The following is a 23,865-nucleotide window of genomic DNA, read 5'->3' as shown; positions in this document are numbered from 1 at the left end:
CTCAAATCCGATCAGCGTCGCCGTCGTGGCGCTGCTGCTTGGCAATTCGACGCTGCTCTTCCGCCCGCTCGCGGCACTGACGCAAGAATGCTTCGTCCGCCGCCGGATCCTGCGCAACGGCGCGTCCCGGACGCTCGTATTCGCCGTAACCGGTTGGGCCGACGTAACCGCGGGGCGCGTTCTGTCCGCGCCCGACCACCAGCCACAGAACGGACCCCAAGGTGGGAAGGAAGATGATGATCAGAATCCAGACGACCTTGGGTAGGTACTGGATGTAGGCGTCATCTCTCGTGATGGCGTCGACGATGCAGAAAATCCACAGCAACATCGTGATGAGGCCGAACAAGGCATAGGGCACGCTGGCGATTCCTCCCGAGAATAAAAAACCCTCGCCATGCTAACGAAAACAGACCGATTAGTACATTAGATTCTGCCGAATGTTGAACTCGAGCCATCCTCGGTATGCATCGACATCCCATCCACTGACCCGACGCAATTGCTGATGAAGCTGAGGCGAGACGAAAGCGGCAAGTATGCCCGCGGCTTTCTCGAGCGAAATCTCGGGCCTCAACAATCCATGCTCGGACAGACCCTCGGCTATCGACATCGCATTGACGGCCGACTGATCCGACGATTCCTCGGACAGTCGCCGCATGTCGGCATCCGCACCTGACGATTCGACCGCGACCATCATCAGAGCGCCGGCACGTTCGAGCAGTCCGATGCCCTGTGCCACGATCTGGGAGACGATCCGGCGAACGTCATCGGGGTCCGAGGCCAGGTTCGGCGCGCCGAGTGGAACCTCGTCGGCATCGAGCGCCGCGGCGAGGGCCGCTTCGAAGATCTCGAGCTTCCCGCCCGGGAAGGCTGTGAACACCGTCCGATTGGCGACGCCGGCCGAGTCGGCAATCTGTTTGACGGTGGCACTGACGTATCCGTCTCGGACAAACAAGGTCGTCGCCGCATCACGAATGAGTTCACGCGTTCGCTGTGCGGAAGCTTCACGCACGCGGGAGTGGTACTGGCGTCTGCCCTCCATTGCGCACACTTTAGCCGCATTCGATGCAACGGCCATGCATGGAAAGAATCGTGCAGTTCAGGAGCCTTTTCCGGGGTGATCTATCCAGCCGTCGCTACCGGGAAACACCAACGCCTCGTGCCCGTTGTCGTACCTGACCAGATAGGGCGGCCCTCCGTCCTCCCCGTGGACTTCGAGGACCTCGGCAGTTACCTCCGCCTGCCCAACCACGCGCCCCTGGACATGGAGACGGTCACCCACTTCGGCATGCATCACTCCTCCTCGCTGCCCGCTCGCGCGGGCGCAGACCAACCACTGACGTTGTTCCCGCGATACCGACTTGGAAACCCTGGGCGGGTTGCCGTCGTGAGGAATCGCATATTCACCGAAGGTGACAACGAGGGGTGAACAGTGGTTCACTCATGGGTGAATTACCGTTCACCACCGCCGCGTGAAGGACCGTCTCTTGGCATTGCACTCGTCTCCGACCACTCGCCGTTCAAGTCGGCTCATCACCGCAATTCTCTGTCTTTCCGGCACCGTGGTCGCGCTGCAGCAAACGATGGTCATTCCGTTGTTGCCAGATTTCCCGAAAATCCTCGGCGTCAGCGCTGACGACGCCTCCTGGCTCGTCACCGTCACACTCCTCACGAGCGCCGTCGCCACTCCGATCGTCTCCCGCCTGGCGGACATGTTCGGAAAACGACGCATGATGCTGATCTCGATGACGATGATCGTGGTCGGATCACTGGTCGCGGCGATCGGCGGCAACTTTGTCGCCCTGCTGATCGGACGTGGTCTCCAGGGTTTCGCGATCTCGATGATCCCCGTCGGAATCAGCATCATGCGCGACGAACTGCCCAAGGAGAAGGTGGCGTCGGCAACAGCCTTGATGAGTGCCACTCTCGGAATCGGCAGCGCACTCGGGCTCCCCCTGTCCGGGTTGATCTTCGAGCATCTAGGCTGGCCCGCCATCTTCTGGCTCTCGGCAATCGTGGGCGTCCTGTTGATCATCGCGGTAGCCGCCGTCGTCCCGGAATCGAGTGTTCGCACCCGCGGCAAATTCGACTTCCTCGGCGCGGTCATGCTCTCGACAGCACTCACGGCGATCCTCCTCGCCATCTCCAAGGGCGCCCGTTGGGGATGGACGAGCGAACTGACATTGCTCATGTTCGTCATCGGAATCGTGACGCTCGCACTGTGGTTCCCGTACGAACTTCGCGTCACCCAGCCGATGGTCGACTTGCGAACGTCGGCCAAGCGGCCCGTTCTCCTGACCAACGTCGCCTCGATCCTCGTCGGCTTCTCGATGTATGCGAACAACCTCTCCACCACTCAACAACTCCAGATGCCGAAGATCTCCGGCTACGGCTTCGAACTGGGAGTGATGGCGGCCGGACTGTGCATGATTCCGGCAGGCCTCGCGATGGTCTTCTTCGCTCCCGTCTCCGCGAACATCACGAAACGATTCGGAGCCAAGATCACCCTGATCGTCGGCGGCACTGTGCTCGCGCTCGCCTACATCGCGCGCGTGTTCCTGACCGGCTCGATAGCACTGATCATCATCAGCGCGGCGGTGGTCAGCATCGGAACTGCAATCGCCTACTCCGCGATGCCGATGCTGATCATGCGATCGGTTCCGATCACCGAAACCGCGTCGGCAAACGGCCTCAATTCGCTGCTCCGCTCAGTCGGTACGTCCACATCCAGTGCAGTGGTTGCCGCCATGCTCACCTCGATGGTCATCCCGTCCGGGCCGGGCGAGGGCCTTCCGTCGATCGACGCCTTCAAGAACATCTTCTGGCTGGCCGCCCTCGCCGCCGTGGCTGCTGCCGCTGCCGCTGCGTTCATTCCTCGCCGCGGCGCAAAACCGGAAACGGCGCTTCGCCCGGTGACCCCGGAAGGGTTCGAGCTTCCCGACGCCGCCGTGTCCGAAACGGAAATTGTGGTTGCCGGTCGTGTGGTCCGAGCCGACAGCCGACCGATCCGGCAGGCTGTTGTCACCGTGATGGATATGGAGGGGCGACCTATCGACTGGAGTCGCGCCGACAACGAGGGCAACTTCTGCCTCGCACTACCCCGGCCCGGACGGTACTTGGTAGTGACGAGTGCCGACGGCTGGTCCCCTCGGTCGCAGGTGATCGCTTTCGACAGCGCGCAATCGACGCACACCGTCGAACTCGGCGACCGCCTCACCATCTCCGGCACGGTCGGAGTCGACGGCCGAACAACCTCGGGAACCGTCGTCACACTCACGAAACCGACCGGCGAATTCGTCGCATCCACCGTCACCGACGGAACCGGGCACTACGGAATCGCACTCCCGACATCCGGCCGGTACATCCTGACCGCGCTGACCGAGAGTGGACACGGCACATTGGCTCGTCAGATAGCGGTCATCGCGCAGTCCACCGTCGTCGACTTCGACGTACCCGTCGATGCCGAGCCGTTGACGACAGTATGAGCAACCAAACGCATGGCGATCGGATATCGAGGCGAGCGGCATGAGCAGCGGTGAAGCCAGCATCCTCACAGCAGCAAAAACCTTGTTCGCGGAACGAGGTTACGCATCGACGACCATCAAGGACATCGCGGTCGCAGCCGGTTACTCCCCTGCCCTGGTCATGAAGATCTACGGCAGCAAAGCTCGGTTGTATTCGGCTGCGATCCCGTCCGCACCTCCGATGGACGAGGATCCGAATGCCGACGCCACCGGAAACATCGGCTGTCAACTGGTCGAGAAACTTGTCGCTCGTAGAGAATCCGACGAAACCGATCCGTGGGCAATGCTCGCAGTACACGTTCACGAGGCGCCAGATCCGGACGCCGCCCGGGCAGAGATCAAAGAACGATACGTTCACGGGATCGCGCGGCGCATCGGCGACACCGAGCCCGGTTTGGTTCGCAGCCAGGTCGTCGTCTCACTGTTGCTCGGACTTGCCACCGGCATGCGAACGCTCGAACTCCTCGGTGAGGATTCGTTGTCGTCGAAGGACCTGATCTGGCGCTACGGAAGTCTGATTCAAACAGTCGTCGACGAAATCGAACCGGTATCCGAGCACGAACCGGACATCAGTGGCACGGTGGAGGAATGACTACCTACCGATACCTCGACGCCGATCGAAACCTCCTCGAAGAGAAAGATTTCGAAACCGAGCAGGACGCACAGGAATACCGACTCTCGGTCCTCGGTGCCGAACACATCGAGCCCGCCGACGAATGATCCTGTCGATTCCCCGATCGGTCAGGGAGACTTCGCGGCAGTGGTGAGTTCAGCGATCAAGGCTTGAACGCGACGCTCGATTTCGTCACGGATCGGGCGAACCGCTTCGAGGCCCTGTCCGGCCGGATCGTCGAGAACCCAGTCTCGGTAGCTCTTGCCGGGGAAGATCGGGCACGTGTCGCCGCAGCCCATGGTGATGACGACATCCGAATCCTGGACGGCGTCAACGGTGAGGATCTTCGGAGACTGAGCTGAGATATCGATACCGTGCTCTGCCATCGCCTCGACCGCTGCCGAATTGACGGTCTCGGCGGGTGCGGATCCGGCGGAACGGACCTCGATGGCGTCGCCTGCGAGATGGCTCAGGAATCCCGCGGCCATCTGAGATCGGCCGGCATTGTGGACGCAGACGAACAACACCGATGGTTTGCTCATGACCTCGCTCTTTCTCGACTGGATGAAACCTCTTTGACTGCAAAGCGTTTGCGTAGAGCAAGGGAGACATAGACCAGCCCGACGAGCACCGGTACCTCGATCAGCGGGCCGACAACACCGGCAAGAGCTTGCCCCGAGGTGGCGCCGTAGGTGGCGATGGCTACGGCGATCGCGAGTTCGAAGTTGTTGCCCGCTGCGGTGAACGCCAGGGTCGTCGTGCGTTCATAGCCCAATCCGATTGCGGCGCCGAGGATGTAGCCTCCGCCCCACATGAGCGCGAAGTACGCGAGCAAGGGCAGCGCGATCCGGACGACATCCCAAGGCTGGGAGGTGATCTGTTCGCCCTGCATCGAGAAGAGCACGACGATGGTGAACAGCAGACCGTAGAGCGCCCAGGGGCTGATCTTGGGGATGAACTTGTTGTCGTACCAGTCGCGGCCTTTGGCGCGTTCACCGAAGAAGCGGGACAGAAAACCTGCCAGCAGCGGGATACCGAGGAAGATCAGGACCGATTTCGCGATCTGCCAGGGCGAGGTGTCGATGGTGGTCTGTTCGAGGCCGAGCCACCCGGGCAGGACCGAGAGGTAGAACCAACCGAGCACGGCGAACATGATCACCTGAAACACCGAGTTGATGGCGACCAGCACCGCGGCGGCTTCGCGGTCTCCGCAGGCCAGGTCGTTCCAGATGATCACCATCGCGATACAGCGAGCGAGACCGACGATGATCAAACCGGTTCGGTATTCCGGCAGGTCAGGCAGAAACAGCCAGGCGAGGGCGAACATCAGCGCCGGGCCGAGAACCCAGTTCAGGAACAGGGAGCCTGCGAGGAGTTTCTTGTCCCCGGTGACTGTGTCGAGGCGGTCGTAGCGAACTTTCGCCAACACCGGGTACATCATGATCAGCAGGCCGAGGGCGATCGGTAACGAGATGCCGTCGATCTGCACCTTGTCCAGGGCAGTGTTCACACCGGGGATCCAGCGTCCAACCAGCAGGCCGACGACCATGGCCACGCCGATCCAGACCGCCAGATAGCGGTCGAGGGTGGAGAGTTTTCCGACGACTGCGGGGTGTTCGGTGGTGACAGCGGTGTTGCTCATGCGCTGACCTCTGCGCATGCGTCCGCGACACTCACGCTCGTACCTTCAACCAGTAGAACGGCGGAAAGCTGTTGCAGTGCAGTAGGAATCACCCAGTAGTACACCCAGGTCCCGCGACGTTCACAGTCAAGCAGCCCGGCCTGACGCAACACCTTGAGATGATGCGAGATAGTCGGCTGAGACAGATCGAACGAGTCGGAGATGTCGCAGACGCAGGCTTCACCACCCTCGTGACTTGCCACCAAGCTGAGCAAGCGGAGGCGAACCGGATCGCCGAGAGCTTTGAACATCCGCGACAGGTCGCCGGCCCAATCCTCGGTCAGCGGTTCACGGACGAGCGGGGTGCAGCAAGCCTCGGACTCCGGTGGCTCTTGATTCGACATTCTTCGATATTGACAGATATCGAATCAACGCGCAATCGAGTGCCCGGTCGGCCGGATCCCGGACTCACCCCTCGGCGGTCACCGCACGTCGTTCGAGCAGAACAGTGTCACGCCACACACCGTCGAGCTGGGCAATCTTCTCGCGGAGACCGATAGTTCTGAACCCGGCCGAATGATGCAGCGAGATGGAGGCGCGATTCTCGGGAAATATCGACGTCTGCAGTGTCCAGAGGTCGTCGACATCAGCGGCCATGACTTGCTTGCGCAACAACGCCTTTCCGACACCCCGACCACGCATTCCGCCCGCGACGTACACGGAGTTTTCCGCCACCCCGCGGTAGCAGTCACGCTCGGAAACTGGACTCAACGCAGCCCAACCGACAACAACACCCTCGATAGTCGCGACCCACCGATGCTTCGACAGCCACCGTTCGTGGAGATGCTCACGCGAGGGGACCTCAGTAGCAAAGGTGGCATTTCGGGTGTCGATTCCCTCGCCGTAAATACGGCGAACCGCATCCCAGTCGTCGTCGATCATGGCCCGGACAGAGACATCGTCGGGCAGATCACTCGGGCAGCAAGGACGCGGAGCAAGGACTCCCATCACCACGTCCGCCGCCTGCGGCAAGGCAACGCAACACGTCGGATTCACCGCGACGACCGTGCTCGTCCCCTCCTTACGCATGGTCACAAAACCCACATCGGCGAGCTTGCGCAGGTGGTGCGACACCGTCGGTTGTCCGATCCCCAACGCTTCGGCGAGCGCTCCGACGGTAATACCACCGACCGCGCTCGCCACCCGGTGAAGCAATCGGACGCGCATCGGCTCGGCAAGGCAGGCGAACCACTGCGCGTAGGTATCGGCATCGCCCTGCGCGAGGACGGAAGAACCAATTTGATCCGGGTCCGAATCACCGACGCGCACCGTCGGAGTCTGCAGCGATGTCATCTCTCCACTATATCGACAGCTGTCGATGGTTGCCTACATTGATGATTGTCGATACAGTTCCACTAAGATCGATAATCGTCGATGAAAGGTACGAGATGAACCCCCTACCCGTTGTCGTGATCGGGGCCGGCCCGATCGGCCTGGCAGCCGCAGCAGAACTGCGCGAACGCGGACTCACACCCCTTGTCTTCGAGCGCGGAAGCACAGCCGGTGCTGCGATCTCCGAGTGGAATCACGTTCGACTGTTCTCCCGGTGGTCCGAACTCGTCTCCCCCGCCGCGCAGCGACTCCTCGAGCAGAATGGATGGCGCTCTCCCGCCGCTGAGACGTACCCGACCGGCCGGCAATGGCGCGACCTCTACCTCGGGCCACTCGCCTCAACACTCGGCGACGCCATCCAGTTCGACACCGAAGTGATCGGCGTAGCCCGACGCGGACGTGACCTGGTCGTCGACGCCGGCCGCGATACCGAACCCCTCTCGATTCATCTGCGCCGCCGTGACGGAACCGAGGACCGCGTGTTCGCCCAGGCGGTTGTCGACGCATCCGGCACCTGGGGTACTCCCAACCCGCTCGGCGGTGAAGGTCTTCCCGCCCTCGGCGAGGGCGCTGTGGGCACTGCGATCAGGTACCGGGTTCCTGATCTCGACGATCCGGCGGTGCGTGCACAGTTTGCCGGAAAACACACGGTCATCGCGGGGAGCGGCCACTCTGCGCTGACGGCGATCGTTGCGCTGTCGGGGTTGGCGGAGCAGGCTCCGAGCACCCGCATCATCTGGGCGGTCCGCCGAGGAAACGTCGGCTCAGCGTTCGGTGGCGGCGAAGCTGACGAACTGCCCGCGCGCGGCGCCCTGGGACTGCGCGCAAAGAAGGCCGTCGAGGACGGACTACTGAGAGTGGTCACCGGCTTCCGCACCGCAGAGGTGACAACAACCCCTTCGGGACAACTCGTACTTGCCTCCGATGCCGGTGATCGCATCGAGAACGTGGACAACGTCATAACGCTGACCGGATTCCGCCCCGATCTTTCCTGGCTTTCGGAAATTCGACTCGGCCTCGACCCGGTCTTACAAGCACCGGTCGAGTTGGCTCCACTGATCGACCCGAACGTCCACTCGTGCGGCACGGTGTACCCGCATGGCGCGAAGGAGCTTCGCCATCCGGAGCCAGGCGTGTACTTGGCAGGAATGAAAAGCTACGGCCGGGCACCCACCTTCCTGGCGATGACCGGCTACGAGCAGGTTCGCAGCATCGCCGCCGAACTCGCCGGCGATCACGAAGCGGCAGCCCGCGTCGAGCTGATCCTTCCGGAGACCGGAGTCTGCGGCGGTGCAGGTGTTTTCGACGAAGCTGACGCAGCGGAAGCCGAAGGCGGGGAAGCCGAGGGCGGATGCTGCGGCGCACCCACTCCGGAACTGATCACGTTGTCCGCTCCGTCTGGCAACACCCGCGGCTAGAAACAGTCCATGACGACGGATCCACCCCGCCGGGCTGCCACATCCGACCGAACAAGGCATGCTGATCGTGTGCATACTTTCGAGGTCTGGGCGCCAACGCCGGAATCGGTCCGGGTCGAAGTCGATGGCATCACGCACGACATGGAGCGGACCGACGACGGGTGGTGGCGAGGCGAGGTCGACTGCGACAACCAGGCTCGCTACGGCTTTGTCGTCGACGGTGAAACACTTCCGGATCCACGATCACCGCGACAGCCCGAAGGCGTGCATCTCCGCTCCCAACTGCACCTACTCGACGAGGCGTCCTGGACCGACTCTCAGTGGACCGGACGGCAACTCCCAGGATCGTCGGTCTACGAACTGCACATCGGAACGTTCACCCCCGAAGGAACTTTCGACGCCGCGATCGAGCGTCTCGATCACCTCGTCGACCTCGGTGTCGGGTTCGTCGAGATCATGCCGGTCAACGGTTTCAACGGAACTCACAACTGGGGCTACGACGGTGTGCTCTGGTACACGGTCCACGAGATCTACGGTGGCCCGGACGGGTTACAGCGCTTGGTGAATGCAGCCCACGAACGTGGACTCGGCGTGATTCTGGACGTGGTCTACAACCACCTGGGCCCGTCGGGCAACTACCTCGAAAAGTTCGGCCCCTACATTGCCGATGGCGCGAACACCTGGGGCCGAACGATCAACATCGGAGGCCCGCAGTCGGGCGAGGTTCGCGAATACATCATCGGAAATGCCCTGCGATGGATGCGTGATTTCCACATCGACGGCCTACGCCTCGACGCCGTCCACGCGTTGGTCGATCACACCGGAACGCACATCCTCGAGGAACTCGCCGTCCGAACGGAAACATTGTCGGCCCATCTGGGCCGACCGCTCACGTTGATTGCCGAAAGTGATCTCAACGACGCCACTCTGATCACGCCACGAGCGGCGGGCGGGTTCGGCTTGGACGCGCAGTGGGACGACGACATCCACCACACCATTCACACAGCCGTCTCCGGCGAACGTCAGGGTTATTACGCCGACTTCGGATCCTTGGAATCCCTTGCAAGTACATTGCGGCGCGGGTTCTTCCACGCCGGAACGTATTCCTCGTTCCGTGGGCGGGTTCACGGCCGGCCGATCGACATCACGCATCAGCCCGCCAGTGCTCTGCTTGCATACACGTGCACTCACGATCAGATCGGCAACCGAGCGATCGGCGACCGCCCGAGCGCCTATCTGACGCCAGGACAATTGGCGATCAAGGCAGCACTGGTCCTGCTCTCGCCGTACACGCCGATGCTGTTCATGGGAGAAGAATGGGGAGCCTCCACTCCGTTCCAGTTCTTCACCTCGCATCCGGAACGGGAACTCGGCGAGGCCACCGCCAAGGGCCGTAAGGCGGAGTTCGCGGCACACGGCTGGAACAGCGACGACATTCCGGATCCGCAAGATCCACAGACATTTCTGCGATCGAAACTGGACTGGGACGAGCGAACCGACGAGACACATGCTCGCGTCCTGGCGTGCTATCGCGATCTCCTTGCCCTGCGCAAGAAGCGAATCGAGATCACCGACCCCTGGCTGGGGCACCTGCACGTCGACTACGACGAGGACGACCAGTGGATCACCCTGCGCCGCGGCGCATTACAGATCGTGTGCAATCTGGGAACGGACGCGGCCTCGGTCCCAGCCGGCGGAACCCCCATCCTCTGGTGGGATCCGCCGACACAGGACGAGACCGCGTCCGCAACAGTCGTGCCTGGGCACTCGTTCGTCGTACTCGAAAGCTGACTACCCGGATTCTGCAGGAGCTAGCGCTTCGCGTTCTACCGTTCCACGCATCAACGCTTCGCGTTCTCTGGTGTACTCCGCAGCATCCGCAAATGCCAATGCGGCACTGACGAACAGAACCAAAGCGGTTGCGCCGGCGGCAACGTGCATACCGTCGACAAACGCCGCCTTCGCGGAATCGGCAAGCACCGAACCGAGTTCACCAGGTAGGTACGTCGCTTCCTGCAGCGCACCGCCGAGGGTGCCCTGCGCAGCGTGCGCCTGATCTGCTTCGAGCATGGACGTGTCGATTCCCTTGCGGAAGATCGCCATCACCACGCTGCCCAGGATCGCCACACCGAGCGCGATACCGAGTTCGTACGCAGTCTCCGACACCGCGGACGCAGCGCCGGCACGCTCGGGTTCCACCGAACTGACCACAAGATCCGACGTCAGGGTCAGTGCGACACCGACACCTGCACCGGCCAGACCGAAGCCGATCACGAACATCAACGGGCCGCTGTCCACCCCGAGGGCGAGCAGCATCGCAGCACCGATTCCGGCAACCGCGAGGCCTGCGCTGAGCACGTGAGACACCGACCACCGGCGAATCAACCAGGCCGCCGCAACCGCGGTGAATGCGCTGAGCAACATACCCGGGAGCATCAGCAGGCCGGCGTCGAGCGCCGAGTTACCCAGCACCAACTGCAGGTACTGCGAGCCGAAGAACAGGACACCGGCGAGTGCGAAGATCGAGAGCAGGTTGGTGATGACGGCGGTGGAAAACGACGCATTGGCAAACAGTTTCAGATCCAACATCGGATCCTTCAGCATCCGCTGACGACGCACGAACACGTAGCCGGCGGCGAGACCCACAAGGCCGATCACCAGCAACGTGATGCTGACGCCGTGCACCACGGATTCCTTGACCGCGTACACCAACGGCAACATGGTCGCCATCGACAGACCAGCGCTGATGAGGTCGAATCGACCCGGGTTGGGGTCTTTCGACTCCGGGATCAGGATCGGGCCGAGTACTACCAGCGCGATCATGACCGGGATGTTGATCAAGAAGACCGAACCCCACCAGAAGTGCTCGAGCAACCAACCACCGACCAAAGGGCCTGCCGCTGTACCGCCACCGGCCATCGCGCCCCAGACACCGATTGCCTCGGTGCGCTGACGCGGGTTGACGAAGATCGTGCGGATCAGACCGAGGGTGGCCGGCATCAGCGTTGCACCGGAAATACCCTGCAGCACGCGTGCGGCAATGAGCATCTCGGGACTGACAGCAAGAGCGGCGATGATCGAGGCGAGACCGAAGCCGACTGCGCCGATCAGGAGCAGTTTTCTCCTACCGATCCGGTCACCGAGCGTACCCATGGTGATGAGCAGACCGGCGAGCACGAACGAATAGACGTCGATGATCCACAGCAACTGCGTGCTGCTCGGCTCGAGATCGGCGCTGATGAACGGAAGCGCAAGATCGAGCACCGTGCCGTCGACTGCGATGAGCAACACAGCAATGGCAAGGACTATCAAGCCCGCCCAGTCACGCTTTGTCGCCCGAACCTCGTCGGGATTGATTGCAGACGTCTGATCTGCCGACACTGACATTGCTCCCCTGCGACTTTCTCTGAGTTCTTTCGAAAAGATTTCACTGAACCGTCCAGCCGGTACAGTAGGTCTACGGTAACAGTGAACCGTCCAAGCGGTAAAGTTATTTCCGGGTAGGGTCACATCACATGGCTGCCGACACTCGCGATCGAATTCTCGACGCACTGGAGAAGCTGCTGCTGGTCAGCGGCGTTGCCCAAGTCACGCTCGAAGGCGTTGCTGCCGAAGCCGGGGTTTCCAAGGGCGGACTTCTCTATCACTTCCCCAGCAAGGAAGCACTGCTCGCGGCGATGGTCCGCAGACTCGGAGAACGCTCGGATCAGCAACTCGAAGACGCCGTAGCAGGCGGTACGACGGTCACCGAGTTCTATCTGCAGATCCCCGATGCGAACGAAAGCGAAGAACTCTCACTCTTCCGGTCGATCATCGCGGCACTGAGAACAGTCGACGGACAACACGACGAGATCCAGAAAGCCGTTACCCACGTGATGCGCAGCTGGGACAAGGGCCTTCAGACCGAGATCGCCGATCCCATACAAGCCGAGATCATCCGACTCGTCGGCGACGGTCTGTACTTGGCGGCCATGCTCGGGCTCCCCCAGCCAGATCCCGAATTGCATCGACAGGTGGTCGAGCGACTGCGGCCCTGACCGGGGGCGTCCCTTACGTCAGATAGCGGTACGCCGGGCTTCCCGGCTCGAGCCTCTCGGACTGCATCGGCGCGCGCTCCATCCGCTCGAGCAACGCCGCCAACCCGTCGGCGGAACCGAGTTCGATACCCACCAACGCGGCACCCGTCTCGCGATTGTTTCGCTTGACGTACTCGAACAGCGCGATGTCGTCGTCCGGCCCGAGCACGTCCGAGAGGAAGCGACGGAGCGCTCCCGGTTCCTGCGGAAAGTCCACCAGGAAGTAGTGCTTGAGCCCAAGGTGAACGAGCGAACGCTCGAGGATTTCGCCGTAACGGGATACGTCGTTGTTGCCACCGGAAATCAGGCACACGACGGTCGAACCCGGCTCGAACGTCAAATTCTGAAGTGCCGCAACGGAAAGCGCTCCCGCGGGTTCGGCGATGATGCCCTCGCTCTGATACAGCTCGAGCATCGCCGTGCAGATAGCGCCCTCGTCGATCTGATTGACGACAAACGATCCCGAACCGGACCGTGTCTGAAGTTGACGAGCCACGAGCGGCAACGACGCGTGCGACACCACGGCGGCACCCAGACGTGAGACGACCTCGTAGGGAACATCGCCGATCCTCTTGACCGCTGCCCCGTCGACAAATGGATCGACGTCGGGAAGAGTCACCGGGCCCCCGGCAACGAGAGCGGCCGTCATGGACGCCGCGCCGGACGGCTCGATCCCGACGATCGACGTCTTGGGCGATCGCTCGTGCAGATAGGTGGCTATGCCCGCGATGCAACCGCCGCCGCCGACCGGCACGACGATCGTGTCGAGAGGTGCGTCCAGTTGCGTGAGAATCTCCGCTGCGATGGTTCCTTGCCCCGCAGCGGTGCGCACGTCGTCGAACGGGGGAACCATGGTTGCGCCGGTTTCGGCTACGTCCTCCGCGGCCGCAGCAGCGGCGGCGTCATAGGTCTCACCGATCATGAACAGTTCGACAAACGCTCCACCGTGGGCGCGGATGCGATCACGCTTCTGCTTGGGGGTATTTGCCGGAACGTAGATCCGACCCTTGATCTGCATCGTTCGGCACGCGAAGGCAACACCCTGCGCATGGTTACCGGCACTGGCAGTCACCACGCCGGCCGCGCGCTCGGCCTCGTTGAGCTGAGCGATCAGGTTGTACGCGCCACGAATCTTGTACGAACGAACGCCCTGGAGGTCCTCGCGCTTGAGGTACACGTGCGCGCCGGTCAACGCCGAAAGACGGTCGCTGTACTGCAGGGGTGTCGCCGCAATGACGTGCTGAATTCGCTCGATGGCCGCGTCGATCTCCTGCGCGTCGAGCGCGGGGACGGTGGACTTCGTTACTACGACATCGGGCGAGTTAGACACTCCGCCATTTTCGCACGTCGGGGATCAACCTTCCCACCACCCCGCCCCACATGGTCTGCGAGGCAGGGCGGCGGGTAGGTCAGCCGCGAGGATCCAACTGTGAGAGACGTGGCACGTTCCGCAGATTCGACTTGGCCATCTGCACAGCCTCGCCGACGCCGCCGTTCATCACCATCTTCGACATCGCCAAAGCGAAGCCCTTCATCTGACCACCGGTGATGGTGGGCGGCAACGACAATGCCAGCGGATCGGTCACCAGATCAACCAAGGCCGGACCGTCGTGATCGAGCGCGGCGCGTAGGCCCGCTTCGATGTCCGCGGGATTCTCGATTCGGCGCGAGAAGATACCGAGCGCAGCAGCAACCGCCGCGTAGTCGACCGCGGGCACGTCGACCCCGAAATCCGGAAGGCCGTCGACCAGCATCTCGAGCTTGACCATTCCGAGCGTCGAGTTGTTGAACACCACGATCTTGACCGGCAACTTGTACATCGCGACGGTGACCAACTCACCGAGCAGCATCGACAATCCACCGTCGCCCGACACCGAGATGACCTGACGCCCCGGACTCGACCATGCCGCACCCATCGCATGTGGGAGCGCATTGGACATGGATCCGTGCAGCGCCGAGGAGATGAAGCGTCTCGATCCGTTCGGATTGAGATAGCGCGCCGTCCACACGTTGCACATCCCGGTGTCGGCGGTGAAGATCGCGTCGTCGGCCGCCAGATCGTCGAGGATCGAGGCCGCATACTCGGGATGAATGGGTGTGCGCTGCTTGACCGGATCCGTGTACGCACCAACCACTTTGGTCATCAGAGTGTTGTGCTTTGCGAGCGTATCCTCCAGGAACCCGCGGTCGGTCTTTCGATCGAGTTGCGGAATCAGTGCGCTCAAGGTGCTCGCGACGTCACCGTGCACCGCCAGGTCCAGGCTGGTTCGACGCCCCAACCGCTCGGCCGCGATGTCGATCTGAGCGGTACGAACGTCATCGGGCAAGAACTGGTCGTAAGGAAAGTCCGTACCGATCAGGAGCAGGAGATCGGCGCCGTGGATACCGTCGTGCGCCGCACCGTAACCGAGCAATCCGGTCATCCCGACGTCGTACGGGTTGTCGTACTGGATCCATTCCTTGCCGCGCAGCGAATGCCCGATGGGAGCCCCGACGGTTTCGGCCAGCGCCAACACCTCGGCGCGTGCGTCTCGCACGCCTGCGCCGGCGAAGATCGCAACCTTACGCGAGCCGTTGATCACATCTGCCAACGCCTTGACGTCACCGGCATCCGGAACGACTGTCGGCCTTCGGGTTTCGACGAGCGTCGGCGGGGTGCCTTCTGCCGGACAATCGGCGATGTCCCCGGGAAGCACGATCACCGAGACGCCGTTTCGAGCCACCGAATGCTGAATCGCCGACTGCACCACGCGAGGTGATTGGACTGCCGTGCTGACGAGTTCGGTGTAACTCGAACATTCGATGAAGATCCGCTCGGGATGCGTTTCCTGAAAGTAGCCCATTCCGATCTGGGCGCTGGGGATGTGTGAGGCGATCGCGAGGACCGGCGCGCCCGAACGATGAGCGTCGTACAGGCCGTTGATCAGGTGAAGGTTTCCGGGACCGCAGGATCCGGCACACACTGCGAGTTTCCCGGTGATCTGGGCATCCGCTGCGGCCGCAAACGCAGCTGCTTCCTCATGACGGACGTGTATCCAGTCGATTCCGCCCTTTTCGGAACCACCGGTGCGACGTACCGCATCGACGATGGGATTGAGACTGTCACCGACAATTCCGTAGATCCGACTGACACCCGCGTCAACGAGCTGCTGAACCAATTGATCTGCAACGGTTTTCGGACTCATCAGACCTCCATGACACACTCACGGGAGTCGGGATCGCCGACCCCCGCGAGTGACGATTTGCTTGTGGTTTATGCAGTGCTTCTTGTGGACTGCCGTTTCGTGAGGACCGCAGTGCGTTACTTGGGTTCGAGCACGAACACCGGGATCTCACGATCGGTCTTCGTCTGATAATCGGCGTAGTCGGGGTACGCAGCGACAGCGCGCTCCCACCAGATCGCCTTCTCGTCTCCGGTGACTTCACGAGCAACCAGGTCGAAGACCTGCGTCGCGTCACGCAGCGTGACGTGCGGATCGGCCTTGACGTTGTAGTACCAAACCGGATTCTTCGGAGCGCCACCAAGCGAAGCCACAACGGCATACGAGCCGTCGTGCTCGACGCGCATCAGCGGCGTCTTCCTGACCTTGCCGGACTTTGCCCCGACGGTCGTGAGAACGACGACGGGCATGCCGTTCATGTCGTTTCCCTCGGTGCCACCGGAGTTCTCGATGCGTGCGACCTGATCGGCGGCCCACGACGCTGGACTGGGTTCGTACTCACCTGTGATTGGCATGTGTACCAGTGAACACCCACTCGAGCACCTTGGCCACCGAACCACACCGACCAGGACCGTCGTCGGCACACTCCCCTGGTTGATCGATTAAGTGAGCTGCCGATCAATAAAGTTCGCTTGCCCGAACTCTCATCTCTGGCTACTCTGAAACCACAGCTTCGAACAGCCGTATCGCTAGCCAAGCCGCATCGAGAACAGACTGCACCGAGAAAGGGACGAGATGACTACCGCAGATATCTCCACTCGCGAATCACGCCCCTCGTCCGACCATTTCGTCGATCTGGCCGGGACTCAGTGGCCGCTGTACAAGATCGAAGCTCTCGCGGTCGGTTTTGTGCTGTTCGTGGTCGCCGGAGCTGTCACCCAGTCGATGCAGGTAGCCGTACTGACTGCCGCAACAGCCGCTGTGATCACCTGGTGGGCGCGTCGCGTGTACTACTCACGCACCACCTGATCACTCCACTCTCCGATCTCCCGCGAACCACGAAGGGACCTTGCTGCTGATGCAGCAGGTCCCTTCGTTCTGTTCAGGTGCGCTCGATCGGCGGTCAGACCGTCAGACAGCTCGGCCCGAGCAATGCCTTCAGGTCGCCCATCAGCGCCGAGGACGGTTCGACCCGAAGGACGTCGTCGACCTTCCACAAGCTGATCTCGGTTCCGCCGATCAGCCGGACATGGACGTCGGACGTTCCGGGGTGCCTCGTCAGCACCTGCTTGAGAGCACTGAGCTTGTCCTTGGTGCATTGCCGAAGGGGCAGTGAGACCGACAGGGGGCGTGCGACCCCGATCGCCGAAATATCAGGCACCGCAAGGTCGTTGCCGATCAGCGACATCCGATCGTCTCGGATCGAGACGCGAGCCTTGACCAACACGATGGCATCCTCGGCGATGTCCATTCCGTACACCGCGTACGCCTGCGGGAAGAACAGCACCTCGATTCCACCCACGAGATCTTCGAGCTGCACGATGCACCAGGTCAGACCGTTCTTGTTGACCCGGCGGTCCACCGAGGCGATGATGCCGCCGAGAGTTACCTGGGCACCGTCCTGAACGCCGCCTTCGAGTATCGCGGCGATGGACGTGTCGGACTGCTGGCGAAGAATGTGCTCGACGCCGTTGAGCGGGTGACCGGAAACATACAGCCCCAGCATCTCTCGTTCGAGTGCCAGGCGATGCTTGGAGTCCCACTCCTCCTCTGGAATCTTGACGTCGAACACCGAGGTGATCGACTCGTCCGCCTCGGCACCGCCGAAGAGGTCGAACTGTCCGATCGCCTCTGCCTTCTTGGTGCTCATCACGGAATCGATGGCGTCGGCATGGACCAACATCAGGCCCTTGCGCGGGTGACCCAACGAGTCGAAAGCACCGGCCTTGATGAGAGATTCGGTGACCTTCTTGTTGCAAGCCATCGCGTCGATCTTGCCGAGATAGTCGGAGAAATCGGTGAACTTCGATTTCTCCGTGCGCGCCTTGATGATCGAGGCAACGACGTTGGCGCCGACGTTGCGCACCGACCCCATACCGAAACGGATGTCGTCGCCGACGGTCGCGAAGTCGACGCGTGACTCGTTGACGTCCGGCGGGAGAACGGTGATGCCCAACTTGCGGCAGTCGGCGAGATAGATCGCGGACTTGTCCTTGTCGTCACCGACGGAGGTCAGCAGACCTGCCATGTACTCGGCCGGGTAGTTCGCCTTGAGGTACGCAGTCCAGTACGACACGAGTCCGTAGCCGGCGGAGTGCGACTTGTTGAACGCGTACCCGGCGAAGGGAAGGACCGTGTCCCACAGCGCCTTGATGGCCGCTTCGCTGAAGTTGTTGTCCAACATGCCCTGCCGGAAGCCGGCGTAGGCCTTTTCCAGCTCGGACAGCTTCTTCTTACCCATGGCGCGACGCAGCAAGTCGGCCTGACCCAGGGTGTAACCGGCCACCTTCTGCGCCAGTTGCATGATCTGCTCCTGGTAGATGATCAGGCCGTACGTTTCCGAGAGGATCTCCGCGAGCGGCTCCTCCAACTCGGGGTGAATTGGCTTGACGTCTTCCAAGGCGTTCTTGCGCTTGGCGTACGAGATGTGGGCGTCCACACCCATCGGCCCCGGTCGATACAGCGCCAATGCGGCGACGATGTCGCCGAATCCGGTGGGCTGCATCAGTTTCAGCAACTCGCGCATACCGCCGCCGTCGAGCTGGAACACACCGAGAGTGTCGCCGCGGGCGAGCAGTTCGTATGTTGCCGCATCGTCCATCGGCAAAGTGTCGAGGTCGAGGTCGATGCCGCGGTTGGCTTTGATGTTCTCGAGCGTGTCGCCGATAACCGTGAGGTTTCGCAGACCGAGGAAGTCCATCTTGAGCAGACCGATGGCTTCACACGAGGGGTAGTCCCACCCGGTGATGATGGCGCCGTCCTGGGCGCGCTTCCAGACCGGGATTGCGTCGGTGAGCGGTTCGGACGACATGATGACCGCGCAGGCGTGCACACCGGCGTTGCGGATCAGCCCTTCCAGACCCACCGCGGTCTTGTAGATCTTCGCGACGTCCGGGCTGGAGTCGATGAGCGCTCGAACCTCGACTGCCTCCTTGTACCGCTCGTGCTTCGGATCGGTGATACCGGAAACCGAGATGTCCTTGGCCATGATGGGCGGCGGGAGCGCCTTGGTGATCTGATCGGCGATGGCAAAGCCCGGCTTGCCGAACTGGACGCGAGCCGAGTCCTTGATGGCAGCCTTGGTCTTAATGGTGCCGAAGGTGATGACCTGGGCGACCTTGTCGTTGCCCCACTTGTCCGTCGCGTAGCGAACCATCTCGCCGCGACGGCGATCATCGAAGTCGATATCGATATCTGGCATGGACACACGCTCGGGGTTGAGGAATCGCTCGAACAGCAACCCGTACGGGATGGGGTCGATGTTGGTGATACCCATCGCGTAGGCCACCAACGAACCGGCAGCCGATCCACGGCCGGGCCCGACGCGGATTCCGACGTCCTTGGCGTGGTTGATCAGGTCGCCGACCACCAGGAAGTAGGCCGGGAAGCCCATTTCGTTGATGACGCCGATCTCGTAGTCGGCGCGGGCGAGGTACTCCTGCGGAGGTCCGCTCGGGAAGCGGCGATCGAGTCCGCGCATCACCTCGGCGCGCAGGAAGGTCTGCTGCGTGTGACCCTCCGGGACCGGGAAGATCGGCATGCGGTCGTGGAACGCCCACACGTCCTCGTACGACTGCACACGCTCGCCGATGGCCACGGTGTTGTCGCACGCCCCCGGTACTTCGTTGTCCCAGATGGCGCGCATCTCGGCAGCGGACTTGAGGTAGTAGCCGTCGCCGTCGAACTTGAAGCGAGTGGGGTCGGACAGCGTCTTGCCGGTCTGGATACAGAGCAGCGCCTCGTGGTTCTCGGCGGCGTCCTTGGTGACGTAGTGGCAGTCGTTGGTGGCAAGTGGCGGGATACCGAGTTGCTTGCCGATGTCGAGCAGACCCTCGCGCACCCGGCGCTCGATCGAGAGACCGTGATCCATCAGTTCGAGGAAGAAGTTGTCCGGTCCCCAGATCTCCTGCCACTTCGCGGCAGCTTCGAGAGCCTCGCGATCGTGACCGAGACGAAGACGCGTCTGAATCTCACCCGAAGGGCAACCGGTGGTGGCGATGATGCCCTCGGCGTGCGCCGCGATGAGTTCCTCGTCCATGCGAGGCCACTTGCCGAGCTGTCCCTCGATTGACGCGAGAGAAGACAGCTTGAAGAGGTTTCGGAGCCCCGTGGCGTTCTCGGCCACCATCGTCATGTGCGTGTACGCACCGCTACCGGAGACGTCGTCGGACTTCTGGCTGCGATCTCCCCAGAGAACTCGTTTGGTGTTGAAGCGGGATTCGGGTGCGATGTACGCCTCGATGCCGATGATCGGCTTGATGCCGGCACTCTTGGCCTCGTTGTAGAACTGGCTGGCGCCGTACATGTTTCCGTGGTCGGTCATGCCGACAGCGGTCATTTCGAGACGAGCGGCCTCCTCGAACATGGCGCCGACCTTGGCCGCACCGTCGAGCATCGAGTACTCGGTGTGATTGTGAAGATGTACGAACGAGTCAGCCACGTGCGCCTCTCTGAAGGTCTGGGAGCGAGATCGAGTGTATGCCGCGTTGCCGACACGTTCGGCGACAGCCATCGTGGAGTCGCAGTGTGCCACCTCCGATCACGTGACCGGAACCTCAGGTTCGGCGCTCGACCTCATCGAACGCCGCGAACGTCGACTGGCGACGAAGGTATCTGTCGTGAAGATCACCAGCGCAGCCCAGATCAGAACGAAGCCGATCCAGCGTGAGGCCGGCATGTCCTCGTGCATGACGGCCACACCCCACGCCATCTGCAGCGCCGGGGTGAGGTACTGCAGCATGCCCATCGTCGCCAAGGGAACTCGCTGAGCGGCAACGCCGAACAGGAGCAGTGGCAGTGCGGTGACCGGGCCGGCGGCAAGCAGCAACAGGCTGTGTCCGGCGCCGCTGCTGATGAAGGCACCGGCCCCGGTCAGGCCGAGAAACACGAGGTAGCCGACCGCGAAGGGTGCGGCGACGACTCCCTCGGCAGTCAAACTGGTTCGGGGATCGAGCGGAACCACCTTCTTGACCAGCCCGTAGGTGGCAAACGAACCGGCGAGCACCAATGCGACGATCGGCGGTTTACCGAAGTCGACCGTGATCACGACAACTGCCGTGGCGGCGAGGACGAGGGCGGCGATCTGAGCGCGGCGCAATCGTTCGCGGAAGATCACGACGCCGAGCAGAACAGTGACCAGCGGGTTGATGAAGTACCCGAGGGCCGCCTCCACGACGCGACCTGACACCACGGCATAGATGTACGTCCCCCAGTTCACCGCGATCGCCGCTGATGCCGCGGTCACCAGCAGCCAGGTGCGTGCGCTGATTCCGCGAAGCGATCCGAGGCGGCCGGCAAAGGCCAACACGATCAGCATCAACAGAAGGGTCCACACCACTCGGTGCGCAAGGATCTCGACCGGATCGGCGAAGTCGAGTAGTCCGAAGAATGCCGGGAACGTTCCCCACAACAGGAACGCCGCCACACCGTAGAGGATCCCCGAGGACGAACCGGACCTAGCGCGTCCGTCCTTGTTCACAGAACCGGAGTTCACGGAACCGGAGTTCACGGGACCGGGCCGTCGTCGGGGCCGGGAGCAACGACGTCCACGTACTCCGGCAGCAAGGGACGGACGGCCGCCAACCACGGCGAGGCGTCGGACGGCAATGCTTCCACTGCACGGACATTCGACTCACGTGTAATCGCGTCCAGTCCTTCGGGAGTAGCTCGCACCAGCACGCCCACCGCGCAGGCGCACCCGGCGGACAATTGCTTCGCCGACGCGAGCGCCACCTGTTGCTGACGATCGGTGTCGCCGCCGAGCGAGATCAGTCGCGTGGCTGCAACACCGGGCGCTCTGCGCACTGCTTCGTCGTTGTCGGGAACGGGCACCGACATGAGCGGCGTCTGGACGCGCTCGATCGGAACTCGGAACATGACCCTGGACACGCGAACGCCCGAGACCTCAGCGCCCGGCACCTGAACACTGCTGGTCGACGTGATGACCTCGTCGACGGTGAGTGCCTTCGTGAACGAGACCAACGCCCACACCGGCCCGTCGACCGACGCGACAGAATCTCGCGCTCGGTCGAGGTAGTCCGGCACAGCTTCCCCACTGTCCGGACCGAGAGTGTCCGTCGTGATCGGCGGGGTCAGCACGGGATTCGCGAACCCCACGCCCACCACCGCCGCCACACCGACCACCACCGCGACGACGGCCAGCGCGGGGGTAAGCCCGCGCGGTGTCATGAGGACCGGAGAACTTCGAGTGCGTGTTCGAGGTCCTTCGGGTACTTGCTCTTGATCTCGACCCAGCGACCGTCCGCCGGGTGGGCGAAGCCGAGCGAGACTGCGTGCAGCCACTGGCGTTCGAGACCGAGCCTCTCGGCAAGTCGGGGGTCCGCGCCGTAGGTCAGGTCGCCGCAGCACGGATGGCGCAACGCCGAGAAGTGGACACGGATCTGGTGTGTGCGACCGGTTTCGAGGTGCACGTCCAGCAGACTCGCTGCCTGGAACGCCTCGATGGTGTCGTAGTGCGTGACGCTGGGCTTGCCGTCGGCCGTGACCGTGAATCGCCAGTCGTTCCCGTGGTGGCGTCCGATCGGGGCGTCGATGGTTCCGCTGCTCGGGTCGGGGTGTCCCTGCACGAGAGCGTGGTAGCGCTTGTCGATGGTCCGCTGCTTGAAAGCGCGCTTGAGCAAGGTGTATGCGCGCTCGGAGGTGGCAACCACCATGACACCCGACGTTCCGACGTCCAGACGGTGGACGATGCCCTGACGCTCGTGGGCACCGGACGTCGAGATACGGAAACCGGCCGCGGCAAGTCCGCCGATGACGGTCGGTCCCGTCCACCCGACGCTGGCGTGCGCGGCAACTCCGACGGGCTTGTCGACTGCAACGACGTCGTCGTCGGCGTAGAGGATCTCCATCCCCTCGACCGGTGTCGCCTCGATGGTCAGGGGCCGCGGCGGTTCGGGCAGGACAACCTCGAGCCACGATCCTGCGGTCAGACGATCGGACTTGCCGACGGCCACACCGTCGACGAGTACCGAGCCTTCTTCCGCGAGTGTCGCGACCACGGTGCGCGAGAGTCCGAGGAGGCGCGCCAGGCCGGCATCAACCCGCATGGCGTCGAGGCCGTCGGGCACGGGCATCGAACGGGATTCCCTCACTTGGTTTCTCCCTCGGCTGCGGCCTTCGATTCGGTGAGCTTCTTGTCGTCCGCCTTGTGATCACGCAGGCGTTCACCGTTGGGTTCGAAGCCGAAAAGAGTCAGTACGACGAGCAGGATCGCGCCACAGACGATCGCGGAATCCGCGATGTTGAACACGGGCCACCAACCGACGGAGACGAAGTCCACCACATGTCCGCGCATGATTCCGGGAGAGCGGAAGAATCGGTCGACGAGGTTACCCAGCGCGCCGCCGAGAACGAGGCCGAGACCGAGCGCCCACCACGGTGATCGGAGCGTGCGACCGATCTTGATCACACCGATGACGACACCGATGGCGACGAGGGTGAGGATCCACGTCATCGACGTCGCCATCGAGAACGCTGCACCGGGATTGCGCACCATCGTGAATGTGACCACGTCACCGATGATTTCGATCGGCTGCCCCGGCTTGACCGCGGCGACGGCCCACACCTTCGTGAGAATGTCCGAGAGCAGGATGACAGCGGCGATGGCAATGAGCATGGTCAGCCGGCGGGGCTTTGCGACCGGCGCAACCGCCAGGTCACCGTCTTCCGATTTCACGGCTTCCGGTTTCACGGTTTCGGGCTCGTCGGCCTTCGAGATTTCGGTAATCGGCTGATCCTCCGCGTTGACATCTCGGTCTGGGTGGTCTGTACTCACGCAACCATCATCCCTCATGTTCACCGCACCGGGTCACGCACTCTGCAAC

Annotated in this window: 23 protein-coding genes; 7 read left to right on the top strand and 16 right to left on the bottom strand. The window is 62.6% G+C overall.

What is annotated here, in order from left to right; genetic code table 11:
- Position 1 precedes the first annotated feature (1 nt).
- The 3 genes from QMA15_RS06265 to QMA15_RS06255 are packed head-to-tail and all read right to left on the bottom strand — an operon-like array spanning position 2 to position 1,291.
- A complete protein-coding gene (locus QMA15_RS06265; RefSeq protein WP_070386481.1) occupies positions 2-358 on the bottom strand; it encodes a PLD nuclease N-terminal domain-containing protein in 357 nt (118 codons plus the stop codon).
- A 57-nt stretch (positions 359-415) separates the two neighbouring features.
- Positions 416-1,039, bottom strand: a complete 624-nt coding sequence (locus QMA15_RS06260) for a TetR/AcrR family transcriptional regulator (RefSeq protein WP_019748839.1) — start codon at positions 1,037-1,039, stop codon at positions 416-418.
- Positions 1,040-1,096: 57 nt separating this feature from the next.
- Positions 1,097-1,291 carry a DUF1918 domain-containing protein gene (locus tag QMA15_RS06255; protein WP_003941743.1) on the bottom strand — a complete coding sequence of 65 codons (195 nt, stop codon included), beginning with the start codon at positions 1,289-1,291 and terminating at the stop codon, positions 1,097-1,099.
- Positions 1,292-1,469: 178 nt separating this feature from the next.
- Between QMA15_RS06255 and QMA15_RS06250 the strand changes: the two genes are divergently transcribed.
- Genes QMA15_RS06250 through QMA15_RS06240 form a run of 3 tightly spaced genes read left to right on the top strand, consistent with a single transcriptional unit; the run spans position 1,470 to position 4,241 of the window.
- Entirely contained in the window at positions 1,470-3,482 is a 2,013-nt protein-coding gene (locus tag QMA15_RS06250; protein ID WP_172932065.1) for an MFS transporter, read from the top strand.
- A gap of 40 nt (positions 3,483-3,522) precedes the next feature.
- Positions 3,523-4,113, top strand: a complete 591-nt coding sequence (locus QMA15_RS06245; RefSeq protein ID WP_134999732.1) for a TetR/AcrR family transcriptional regulator — start codon at positions 3,523-3,525, stop codon at positions 4,111-4,113.
- Positions 4,110-4,241: a hypothetical protein gene (locus QMA15_RS06240; protein ID WP_256922339.1), complete on the top strand. Its 132-nt coding sequence runs from the start codon at positions 4,110-4,112 to the stop codon at positions 4,239-4,241. Before QMA15_RS06245 ends, QMA15_RS06240 begins: the two co-directional genes overlap by 4 nt.
- Before the next feature lie 21 nt (positions 4,242-4,262).
- On the opposite strand, the gene QMA15_RS06235 is transcribed toward QMA15_RS06240, so the two are convergent.
- The 4 genes from QMA15_RS06235 to QMA15_RS06220 all read right to left on the bottom strand — a co-directional run bounded on the left by QMA15_RS06235 (position 4,263) and on the right by QMA15_RS06220 (position 7,108).
- Complete coding sequence (locus QMA15_RS06235; protein ID WP_021333708.1) at positions 4,263-4,676, bottom strand: arsenate reductase ArsC; 414 nt, start codon at positions 4,674-4,676, stop codon at positions 4,263-4,265.
- Positions 4,673-5,776 (bottom strand): ACR3 family arsenite efflux transporter, encoded by a 1,104-nt coding sequence (gene arsB / locus QMA15_RS06230; protein WP_069146870.1) that lies wholly within the window; start codon positions 5,774-5,776, stop codon positions 4,673-4,675. The genes QMA15_RS06235 and arsB overlap by 4 nt, the downstream gene beginning before the upstream one ends.
- Positions 5,773-6,159, bottom strand: a complete 387-nt coding sequence (locus QMA15_RS06225; RefSeq protein ID WP_042952095.1) for a metalloregulator ArsR/SmtB family transcription factor — start codon at positions 6,157-6,159, stop codon at positions 5,773-5,775. Before QMA15_RS06225 ends, arsB begins: the two co-directional genes overlap by 4 nt.
- A gap of 64 nt (positions 6,160-6,223) precedes the next feature.
- Positions 6,224-7,108, bottom strand: a complete 885-nt coding sequence (locus QMA15_RS06220; protein ID WP_069146869.1) for a metalloregulator ArsR/SmtB family transcription factor — start codon at positions 7,106-7,108, stop codon at positions 6,224-6,226.
- A 95-nt stretch (positions 7,109-7,203) separates the two neighbouring features.
- Between QMA15_RS06220 and QMA15_RS06215 the strand changes: the two genes are divergently transcribed.
- Together QMA15_RS06215 and treZ are read left to right on the top strand one after the other, a co-directional pair.
- A complete protein-coding gene (locus tag QMA15_RS06215) occupies positions 7,204-8,565 on the top strand; it encodes an NAD(P)-binding domain-containing protein (protein WP_021344542.1) in 1,362 nt (453 codons plus the stop codon).
- A gap of 69 nt (positions 8,566-8,634) precedes the next feature.
- Positions 8,635-10,356 (top strand): malto-oligosyltrehalose trehalohydrolase, encoded by a 1,722-nt coding sequence (gene treZ, locus QMA15_RS06210; protein WP_172932066.1) that lies wholly within the window; start codon positions 8,635-8,637, stop codon positions 10,354-10,356.
- Here treZ and QMA15_RS06205 read toward each other — a convergent pair whose 3' ends face one another.
- Positions 10,357-11,952 carry an MFS transporter gene (locus QMA15_RS06205; RefSeq protein WP_290283769.1) on the bottom strand — a complete coding sequence of 532 codons (1,596 nt, stop codon included), beginning with the start codon at positions 11,950-11,952 and terminating at the stop codon, positions 10,357-10,359.
- Between the two features lie 128 nt (positions 11,953-12,080).
- Here QMA15_RS06205 and QMA15_RS06200 point away from each other — a divergent pair, with 128 nt between their 5' ends.
- Positions 12,081-12,602 carry a TetR/AcrR family transcriptional regulator gene (locus QMA15_RS06200; protein WP_019748850.1) on the top strand — a complete coding sequence of 174 codons (522 nt, stop codon included), beginning with the start codon at positions 12,081-12,083 and terminating at the stop codon, positions 12,600-12,602.
- Between the two features lie 13 nt (positions 12,603-12,615).
- Here the strand turns inward: QMA15_RS06200 and ilvA are convergent, their stop codons facing one another.
- The 3 genes from ilvA to QMA15_RS06185 form a co-directional block, all read right to left on the bottom strand.
- A complete protein-coding gene (gene ilvA, locus QMA15_RS06195) occupies positions 12,616-13,971 on the bottom strand; it encodes a threonine ammonia-lyase IlvA (RefSeq protein WP_019748851.1) in 1,356 nt (451 codons plus the stop codon).
- A 79-nt stretch (positions 13,972-14,050) separates the two neighbouring features.
- A complete protein-coding gene (locus QMA15_RS06190; RefSeq protein WP_290283768.1) occupies positions 14,051-15,826 on the bottom strand; it encodes a pyruvate dehydrogenase in 1,776 nt (591 codons plus the stop codon).
- Between the two features lie 116 nt (positions 15,827-15,942).
- On the bottom strand, positions 15,943-16,377 hold the full coding sequence (locus tag QMA15_RS06185) for a nitroreductase family deazaflavin-dependent oxidoreductase (RefSeq protein WP_019748853.1): 435 nt from the start codon (positions 16,375-16,377) through the stop codon (positions 15,943-15,945).
- 220 nt (positions 16,378-16,597) lie between these two features.
- Here QMA15_RS06185 and QMA15_RS06180 point away from each other — a divergent pair, with 220 nt between their 5' ends.
- Positions 16,598-16,831, top strand: a complete 234-nt coding sequence (locus QMA15_RS06180) for a hypothetical protein (RefSeq protein ID WP_020908060.1) — start codon at positions 16,598-16,600, stop codon at positions 16,829-16,831.
- 94 nt (positions 16,832-16,925) lie between these two features.
- Here the strand turns inward: QMA15_RS06180 and dnaE are convergent, their stop codons facing one another.
- The 5 genes from dnaE to lspA all read right to left on the bottom strand — a co-directional run bounded on the left by dnaE (position 16,926) and on the right by lspA (position 23,816).
- A complete protein-coding gene (dnaE, locus tag QMA15_RS06175; RefSeq protein ID WP_007733155.1) occupies positions 16,926-20,462 on the bottom strand; it encodes a DNA polymerase III subunit alpha in 3,537 nt (1,178 codons plus the stop codon).
- Between the two features lie 99 nt (positions 20,463-20,561).
- On the bottom strand, positions 20,562-21,500 hold the full coding sequence (gene rarD / locus QMA15_RS06170; protein WP_047890087.1) for an EamA family transporter RarD: 939 nt from the start codon (positions 21,498-21,500) through the stop codon (positions 20,562-20,564).
- Positions 21,501-21,526: 26 nt separating this feature from the next.
- Entirely contained in the window at positions 21,527-22,210 is a 684-nt protein-coding gene (locus QMA15_RS06165) for a hypothetical protein (RefSeq protein ID WP_172932069.1), read from the bottom strand.
- Complete coding sequence (locus QMA15_RS06160) at positions 22,207-23,133, bottom strand: RluA family pseudouridine synthase (protein WP_007733161.1); 927 nt, start codon at positions 23,131-23,133, stop codon at positions 22,207-22,209. Before QMA15_RS06160 ends, QMA15_RS06165 begins: the two co-directional genes overlap by 4 nt.
- Positions 23,130-23,816, bottom strand: coding sequence for a signal peptidase II (gene lspA / locus QMA15_RS06155; RefSeq protein ID WP_021344550.1), 687 nt, complete (start codon positions 23,814-23,816; stop codon positions 23,130-23,132). The genes QMA15_RS06160 and lspA overlap by 4 nt, the downstream gene beginning before the upstream one ends.
- Between the last annotated feature and the right edge of the window lie 49 nt (positions 23,817-23,865).

The organism is Rhodococcus sp. APC 3903 (assembly GCF_030407755.1).
Taxonomy (GTDB): domain Bacteria; phylum Actinomycetota; class Actinomycetes; order Mycobacteriales; family Mycobacteriaceae; genus Rhodococcus_F; species Rhodococcus_F erythropolis.
Note: the sequence above shows the minus strand (reverse complement) of the source record. Positions and strands in the feature narration are given on the sequence as shown.

Coding starts and splice junctions, on each gene's coding strand:
- QMA15_RS06215 (WP_021344542.1), top strand. CDS start 7,204: ATGAACCCCCTACCCGTTGTCGTGATCGGGGCCGGCCCGATCGGCCTG.
- QMA15_RS06225 (WP_042952095.1), bottom strand. CDS start 6,159: ATGTCGAATCAAGAGCCACCGGAGTCCGAGGCTTGCTGCACCCCGCTC.
- QMA15_RS06245 (WP_134999732.1), top strand. CDS start 3,523: ATGAGCAGCGGTGAAGCCAGCATCCTCACAGCAGCAAAAACCTTGTTC.
- QMA15_RS06235 (WP_021333708.1), bottom strand. CDS start 4,676: ATGAGCAAACCATCGGTGTTGTTCGTCTGCGTCCACAATGCCGGCCGA.
- QMA15_RS06165 (WP_172932069.1), bottom strand. CDS start 22,210: ATGACACCGCGCGGGCTTACCCCCGCGCTGGCCGTCGTCGCGGTGGTG.
- arsB (WP_069146870.1), bottom strand. CDS start 5,776: ATGAGCAACACCGCTGTCACCACCGAACACCCCGCAGTCGTCGGAAAA.
- QMA15_RS06255 (WP_003941743.1), bottom strand. CDS start 1,291: ATGCATGCCGAAGTGGGTGACCGTCTCCATGTCCAGGGGCGCGTGGTT.
- QMA15_RS06200 (WP_019748850.1), top strand. CDS start 12,081: ATGGCTGCCGACACTCGCGATCGAATTCTCGACGCACTGGAGAAGCTG.
- QMA15_RS06260 (WP_019748839.1), bottom strand. CDS start 1,039: ATGGAGGGCAGACGCCAGTACCACTCCCGCGTGCGTGAAGCTTCCGCA.
- QMA15_RS06240 (WP_256922339.1), top strand. CDS start 4,110: ATGACTACCTACCGATACCTCGACGCCGATCGAAACCTCCTCGAAGAG.
- QMA15_RS06190 (WP_290283768.1), bottom strand. CDS start 15,826: ATGAGTCCGAAAACCGTTGCAGATCAATTGGTTCAGCAGCTCGTTGAC.
- QMA15_RS06180 (WP_020908060.1), top strand. CDS start 16,598: ATGACTACCGCAGATATCTCCACTCGCGAATCACGCCCCTCGTCCGAC.
- QMA15_RS06185 (WP_019748853.1), bottom strand. CDS start 16,377: ATGCCAATCACAGGTGAGTACGAACCCAGTCCAGCGTCGTGGGCCGCC.
- QMA15_RS06205 (WP_290283769.1), bottom strand. CDS start 11,952: ATGTCAGTGTCGGCAGATCAGACGTCTGCAATCAATCCCGACGAGGTT.
- QMA15_RS06220 (WP_069146869.1), bottom strand. CDS start 7,108: ATGACATCGCTGCAGACTCCGACGGTGCGCGTCGGTGATTCGGACCCG.